The organism is Kitasatospora sp. NPDC058406 (genome assembly GCF_042722765.1).
Taxonomy (GTDB): Bacteria; Actinomycetota; Actinomycetes; order Streptomycetales; family Streptomycetaceae; genus Kitasatospora.
On sequence record NZ_JBHXKE010000123.1, the window covers coordinates 20,720 to 27,436 of the forward strand.

Genomic DNA, 6,717 nt, shown 5'->3' on the forward strand with positions numbered 1-6,717 from the left:
GGCTAGAGGCCCTTGAGGATGGTCTCGATCTGGTCGAGGACGTTGATCGAGGTGCCGTACCGGTCGGTGGTGGCGTAGGTGACCGGGATGACCTTGCCGGCCTGGACGGCCTTGAGGTTCTTCCAGGACGGCTGCTTGTCGAGGTCCTTGGTGTCCTGCGGGACCTCGCCGGTGGCGGCCATCTTGGGGACGAGGATGAGGTCGGCGTCGGCGAGGACGTCGAGCTTCTCGACGGAGTAGGTGGTCTCGTGCTCCTTGGTGTCCGAGGACGCCTGGGAGAACTTGGCACCCGCGTCGTTGAGGACGCGGCCGACCCAGGAGGTGCTGGTGTCGACCAGGAACTCGCCGCCGCCGTAGGAGGAGGCGATGGTCCACTTCACGGAGTTGAGCTTGGTCGCGTAGTCCGTCTTGATCTTCGCGGCCTTGGCGTCGTAGTCGGACTTCAGCTTCTTGAACTCCGCCTCCTTGCCGACGGCGGTGGCGATCTTCTCCTGCGCGTTGAGCAGGTCGACCGGGGTGTCGACGCCGAAGTACAGGGTGGGGGCGATGCCTTCGAGCTTCTTGATGCCCCAGTCGAAGGCGCTGGCGCCCTCGACCACGATCAGGTCGGGCTTGAGGGAGGCGACCTTCTCGATGTTGATCTCGATGCCGGAGCCGATCGGCTCGATCTTCTTCGCGGCCTCGGTCTGCGAGGGCAGCAGCTCCATCGGGTTGTTGTCGTCGATGGTGCTGGTGCCGACCGGCTGGACGCCGAGGTCGAGCAGGGCGCCGGTGGCGTAGGAGACGCTGACGATGCGCTTGACGCCGGCCGGGACGGTGATCTTGCCGTTGGTGGCCTCGACCACCACGGGGCCGGACGCGGCGCTGCCGGCCGAGGGCGTGCCCGCGGCGTCCTTGCTGTCGCCGTTGGAGCCGCAGGCCGCGAGGGTGAGCGCGGCGGTGGCGGCGACGGCGGCGATTCTGACGCTGCGGGACGTCAGGGCTCGGGTGTTCATGGTTCTCCTTGAAGTGTTACGAGGTGCGCGGCGGGTTCGGTGTGTCGGGCGAGCCCGCCGGAGTCCAGGGGGCCCGGTGCCTGGGGGCACGGGCGGTTTCGGCGGTTCCGGTCCTGCTGGGTACGGCTCTGGTGTTGCGCGGGCACGGCCCGGGGTGGTGCCCCGGGCGCGGCTCGGGTGCGGCTCAGGCGCGGCTCAGGTAGGCCGACCAGGAGGCGACGGTGGGCTCCGCGCCGAGGTCCGCCAGGTCGGCGAACTCGGCCCGGGCGCCACGGGCGCGCCAGACCTCGACGAGGTGCATCACCCGCATCGAGTCGAGGCCGAGGTCGCGCAGGTCGTCGTCGTCACCGATGTCCTCCGGGCGCTCGCCGAGGATGTCGGCGATGTCCGCCCGGACGGTGTCCGGGTCGAAGCCCGTCGGGCCCGGTGCGGTGCTGGCGCTCATGCTGAAGGTCCGTTCGGTAGCGAGGGTGTGCGGTTCGGTGGGTCCGGCCGGGTGGATCCGGGCCGGTGGCCCGGGATCCGTGGTCAGCCGGCTACGCCGAGGCGGCTGTTCTGGGCCCGCAGCTGGGCGCCGGTCTGGCGCAGCAGGAGCGAGTCGCAGATCTCCCCGGAGCGGATGGCCAGGGTCGAGAGCAGGGCGGAGGTGATCCCGTGGGTGTGCTCGGTGCCGCCCTGGAGGTAGATCCCCACGTCGACGTGGTCCTCGGTCAGCACCCGGTGGTCGCGGTCGACGCGCAGGCGGCCCTGCTCGTCGGTGAGGAGCGTGGGGGCGAGGTCGCCGAGCAGCTCACGGGGGTCCACGTGGGTGTAGCCGGTGGCGAGGACGACCGCGTCGCAGTCGAGGGTCTGCTCCTCGCCGGTGGTCAGCGAGCGGACCTCGGCGCGCACGCCGTCCGTGTGCTGGGCGACACCGGTCAGGCGGTTGGCGTTGAGGACGCGCAGCCGCTCGCGGCCGGCGACCTTCTCCTGGTAGACGATCCGGTAGAGCTGCTCGATCAGATCGCCGTCGACCACGGAGTAGTTGGTGTTCGCGTGGTAGCGGAGCAGGGTCTGCTTGGCCTCCTCGGAGGCCCCGTAGAACTCGTCGACCGCGGCCGGGTCGAAGATCCGGTTGGCGAAGGGGCTGTCGTCGGCCGGGCTGTAGCCGTAGCGGGAGAGGACCGCGCAGATCTCGGCGTCGGGGAACGTGCGGTGGAGGTACTCGACCGCCTCGGCGGCCGACTGGCCGGCGCCGACCACGGCGATCCGGCGGTGGCGCAGTTCCTGGCCGACCAGCGTGGGTGCCTGCAGCAGCAGGTCCCGGGCGTGCCAGACGCGCTCGCCGAGCGTGACGCCGTCGGGGACACGCGGGGTCAGACCCGTGCCGACCGTGATGTTCCGGGCCCGGCGGACCTCCTGGTCGCCACCGGTGACCGCCTCGGAGACGACCTCGACGCTGTCGATCCGGCCGTCCGACTCCACCGGCCGCACGGCGGTGACCTTGCGGCCGTAGGCGGCCTGGTCGGTGAACTCCGCGGCGCACCACTCGAAGTAGTCGTGGAACTCCAGGCGGGTCGGGTAGAAGGACTTCAGGTTGATGAAGTCGACCAGCCGGCCCCGCTCCTGGAGGTAGGACAGGAAGGTGAAGCGGCTTCGCGGGTCACGCAGGGTCACCAGGTCCTTGAGGAAGGAGACCTGCATGGTGGCGCCGTCCAGCAGCATGCCCCGGTGCCATCCGAAACGTTCCTGCTTCTCCAGGAAGCGGACGGCGAGCGACTGCCCGGGGTTGCGACGGTTGTGGTCGTCGATCGCGATCGCCAGGGCCAGGTTGGCCGGGCCGAAGCCTATGCCGACCAGGTCGTCGACGCTGCCACCTCCGTAGTTTGCGCCGTTCTCGCGCGACATGACTCAATCCTTCCGTCTACTACTCGTTCAGGGGCCCGGAGCGGAGCTCCCGGACCTGTCGAACCCCGGCGTGACCACCGAAGACCTAAGGCAAGGCTTGCCTAAGTTCCCTTATCGGAGCCATGGAGTCAAGTTCACTGACCGGACCCGCATCCGGGCTCCGATCAGCGGTTTCTCCGAGTCGGGTGTGCTCATGACCGGATTTTCCGGACAGAGCGTCTGAATCAGGACATTCGAGCCCCGTTCACGGGCTCACCGCAGCGCGGGAGCCGTCTGCACCGCGGCATGCGGGGTGTCGGCCGGGGCCTCAGGCCGGGCCACGATCTCCGTCCCGGGGGAGGAGTCACCGAAGGACCGCAGCAGGGCGTAGGGCACCCGCCCGTCCAGGACCCGCACGACGCCCACCCCCGCCCGCAGCGCGTCGAGACAGGCTTCCATCTTGGGCACCATCCCCCCGGTCAGGCCCGGCAGCAGCTCGGCCAGCTCGGGCGCGGTGAGCCGCGACACCACCTCGGTGTCGGAGGGCCACGAACGGTAGAGGCCGGGGACGTCGGTCAGCATCAGCAGCACGTCCGCACGCAGCGCGCCCGCCACCGCGGCGGCGGCCGTGTCGGCGTTGACGTTGTAGACGTTCCCGTCCTCGCCCCGGGCGACCGAGGAGACCACCGGGATGCGCCCGTCCGCCAGCAGGGTCGACAGCAGCGACGGACTGACGGAGGAGACCTCGCCGACGAGGCCGATGTCGACCCGTTCGCCGTCCACCACCGCGTAGCGCTTGCGCGCGGTCATGGTGTGCGCGTCCTCGCCGGTCATCCCGACCGCGAACGGCCCGTGGGAGTTGATCAGGCCGACCAGCTCCCGCTGGACCTGACCAGCCAGCACCATCCGGACGGCCTCCATGGCCTCCGGCGTGGTGACCCGCAGGCCGGCCGTGAACGAGGAGGTCAGTCCGAGCCGTTGGAGCTGTGCGCCGATCTGCGGGCCGCCGCCGTGCACGACCACCGGGCGAAGGCCCGCGTAGCGCAGGAGGACGACGTCCCGGGCGAAGGCGGCCTTCCGGGCCTCGTCCACCATCGCGTTGCCGCCGAACTTCACGACGACGGTGGAACCCCGGAAGCGCCTCAGGTCGGACAGGCACTCCTGGAGACCGGGCGGGCGCTGCCCGGCTCCGACTCCGCCGGACCTGCCAGGACTCACACTGCCTCTGCCCACCAGTCCCACGCGTCCTTTGTCTCAACTCGTTCATTCCGGCCGCACCGTGTTCCACCAGCCCGCCCGGTCACGGTCGAGGAAGGTGAGTCCCCCGCCCGGCCCTGGTTAGGCAAGGTTGACCTTACATTGCCCACTCTGCCCCGTCACGACCGCGAGCCCGGCGGGCGGCGAGGTTCCGCCACCCCTCCGGCACCGCGCGGAGCCGGTCCGGCCGACTCCTGACGGGTCGCCAACCCCCGGTCAGCGGCCGCTCGGAGGGGCCGCGGCGGGGCCGGTCCGGGCGCCCGGACCGGGCACCGAATCCGGCCAATTTAGGATAGGCTCACCTAACTAAAAATCGTGGCGGAGAGTGTTCCGCCCCACCCTCCGAGGAGTGAGTGCACGAGTGAGCCTCGTTCAGCAAGGGGTCCCCGCGGGCGGCCCCGCCGAACCCCTCCGGTCCCGACGGACCGCGCCCCGACTACGCGCCGCAGGGCTGCTGGCCGCCCTCCTGCTGCTCCTCGTGATCGCGGTGCTCAGCATCTCGGTGGGTGCACGATCCATCCCCTTCACCACCGTCCTGCACGGGCTCTTCGCACCCGACGGAACCGAGAACGCCGTCATCGTCCAGGACTACCGGCTCACCCGGACCCTGCTGGGACTCGCGGTGGGCGCGGGCCTCGGCCTGGCCGGCGCCCTCATGCAGGCGCTCACCCGCAACCCGCTCGCCGACCCGGGCCTGCTCGGCATCGAGTCCGGCGCCTCCGCCGCCGTCGTCGCCGGCATCGGCCTCTTCCACGTCACCACCCTGGCCGGCTACGTCTGGTTCGCCCTGGCCGGCGCCGCGCTCACCGCGACCGCCGTCTACACCCTCGGCACCGCGGGCCGCTCGGCCGCCTCCCCGATCCGGCTGGTCCTGGCCGGCACCGCGGTCAACGCCTCGCTCATCGCGGGCATCTCCACCCTCACCTTCCTGGACCGCGACTCCTTCGCCACCCTGCGCACCTGGTCCGTCGGCACCCTCGCCGGGCGCAGCGACGCCGTCCTCCTCCAGGTGACGCCGTTCCTGCTGACCGGCATCGTGCTCGCCCTCGCCCTGGCCGGTCCGCTGAACGCGCTGGCCCTCGGCGACGACATCGGCAGCGCGCTCGGGGCCCGGCCGGCCCGCACCCGGGTGCTCGGCGCGGTGGCGGTCGCCCTGCTCTGCGGCGCGGCGACCGCCGCCGTCGGGCCGATCGGCTTCGTCGGCCTCATCGTGCCGCACGCCGTACGGCTCGTCACCGGGCCGGACCAGCGCTGGCTGCTGGCCTACTGCCTGGTCCTGTCCCCCGCCCTGCTGCTCGGCGCCGACGTGCTCGGGCGGATCCTGGTCCGCCCCGACGAACTGGCCGTCGGCATCGTCACCGCCGCCCTGGGCGCCCCCGTCCTCGTCGCCCTGGTCCGCCGCCGGAAGGTCCCCCAGCTGTGAGCCCCCTCCCGGACAGCCCGTCCGGCACCCTGCTGCCCCCGTCGGCCCCCCGCGCCCTGCCCGCGCCCGCGGTACCGGACCCGGCCCGGCTCGTCCCCGGCCTGCGGATCCGCCTCGGTGCCCTGCAGCTGCGGGTCGCCCGGCGTCCGCTGGTGGCCGGCTGCGGTCTGGCCCTCGCCCTGCTCACCGTGGCCGTCGTCACCCTCGGCACCGGTGACTTCCAGGTCTCCCCCGTCGACGTGGTCAAGGCGCTGGCCGGCCAGGGGACCGCGGCCACCGACTACGTGGTGAACAGCCTGCGGCTGCCCCGGCTCGCGGTCGGCCTCATCGTCGGCGCGGCCCTCGGCCTGAGCGGCGCCGTGTTCCAGAGCCTGGCCCGCAACCCGCTGGGCAGCCCGGACCTGATCGGGTTCGAGACCGGCGCCGCGACCGGGGCGCTCCTGCAGATCCTCGTGTTCGGCGGCGGACCGTTCGCGGTGGCGCTCGGCGCGGTCGGCGGCGGGTTCGCCACCGCCCTGACGGTCTACCTGCTGGCCTACCGGCGCGGCGTGCAGGGCTACCGGCTGATCGTGGTCGGGATCGCGGCGGGGGCGCTGCTGAGTTCGGTCAACGCCTACCTGATGATCGAGGCGTCGATCGACGAGGCGCAGGCCGCGGCGGTCTGGCTCACCGGCTCGCTGAACGGTCACGGATGGGACCAGTTCGGCCCCGCGGCGCTCGCGATCGGGCTCCTGCTGCCCGCCGTCCTGCTGCTCGGCCGGCACCTGCGGCTGATGGAGGCCGGCGACGACGCGGCGAAGGCGCTCGGCGTGCCGGTGGAACGCTCACGCGCCCTGCTGGTGGTCTCCGCCGTGCTGCTCTCGGCCGTCGCCACCGCCTCGGCCGGGCCGATCTCCTTCGTCGCCCTGGCCGCACCGCAGCTCGCCCGCCGCCTCGGCCGGGCCGCCGGCGTCAGCCTGCTGCCCTCCGCGCTGATGGGGGCGCTGCTGCTCTGCCTCAGCGACCTCGCGGCCCAGCGGGTGGTGGCCCCGATCCAGCTGCCGGTCGGCATCATGACGGCGGCGATCGGCGGGCTCTACCTCGTCTGGCTGCTGCTCCACGTGTGGCGGTCCGGACGCCTCTGAGCCGACAGGACCCTCCGCACCGCGTAGGCGCGGGCCCGCCCCTCCCGGGGGA

Annotated in this window: 6 protein-coding genes; 2 read left to right on the top strand and 4 right to left on the bottom strand. The window is 72.3% G+C overall.

Translation table 11 applies throughout. The features are described 5' to 3' along the window. Positions 1-2 precede the first annotated feature (2 nt). The 4 genes from ACFWOG_RS23420 to argB form a co-directional block, all read right to left on the bottom strand. Positions 3-995 (bottom strand): ABC transporter substrate-binding protein, encoded by a 993-nt coding sequence (locus tag ACFWOG_RS23420; protein ID WP_329948946.1) that lies wholly within the window; start codon positions 993-995, stop codon positions 3-5. A gap of 184 nt (positions 996-1,179) precedes the next feature. Then, the gene (locus ACFWOG_RS23425; RefSeq protein ID WP_329880803.1) at positions 1,180-1,440 is read right to left on the bottom strand and encodes a phosphopantetheine-binding protein; all 261 of its coding nucleotides are present in this window, start codon (positions 1,438-1,440) and stop codon (positions 1,180-1,182) included. 83 nt (positions 1,441-1,523) lie between these two features. Continuing rightward, positions 1,524-2,882 (bottom strand): lysine N(6)-hydroxylase/L-ornithine N(5)-oxygenase family protein, encoded by a 1,359-nt coding sequence (locus tag ACFWOG_RS23430; protein ID WP_329948945.1) that lies wholly within the window; start codon positions 2,880-2,882, stop codon positions 1,524-1,526. Positions 2,883-3,134: 252 nt separating this feature from the next. Beyond that, a complete protein-coding gene (argB, locus tag ACFWOG_RS23435; RefSeq protein ID WP_380360754.1) occupies positions 3,135-4,079 on the bottom strand; it encodes an acetylglutamate kinase in 945 nt (314 codons plus the stop codon). A 400-nt stretch (positions 4,080-4,479) separates the two neighbouring features. Between argB and ACFWOG_RS23440 the strand changes: the two genes are divergently transcribed. Together ACFWOG_RS23440 and ACFWOG_RS23445 are read left to right on the top strand one after the other, a co-directional pair. Then, on the top strand, positions 4,480-5,541 hold the full coding sequence (locus tag ACFWOG_RS23440) for a FecCD family ABC transporter permease (RefSeq protein WP_380360750.1): 1,062 nt from the start codon (positions 4,480-4,482) through the stop codon (positions 5,539-5,541). Continuing rightward, positions 5,538-6,665, top strand: coding sequence for a FecCD family ABC transporter permease (locus ACFWOG_RS23445; RefSeq protein WP_380360752.1), 1,128 nt, complete (start codon positions 5,538-5,540; stop codon positions 6,663-6,665). Before ACFWOG_RS23440 ends, ACFWOG_RS23445 begins: the two co-directional genes overlap by 4 nt. The last annotated feature ends 52 nt before the right edge of the window (positions 6,666-6,717 follow it).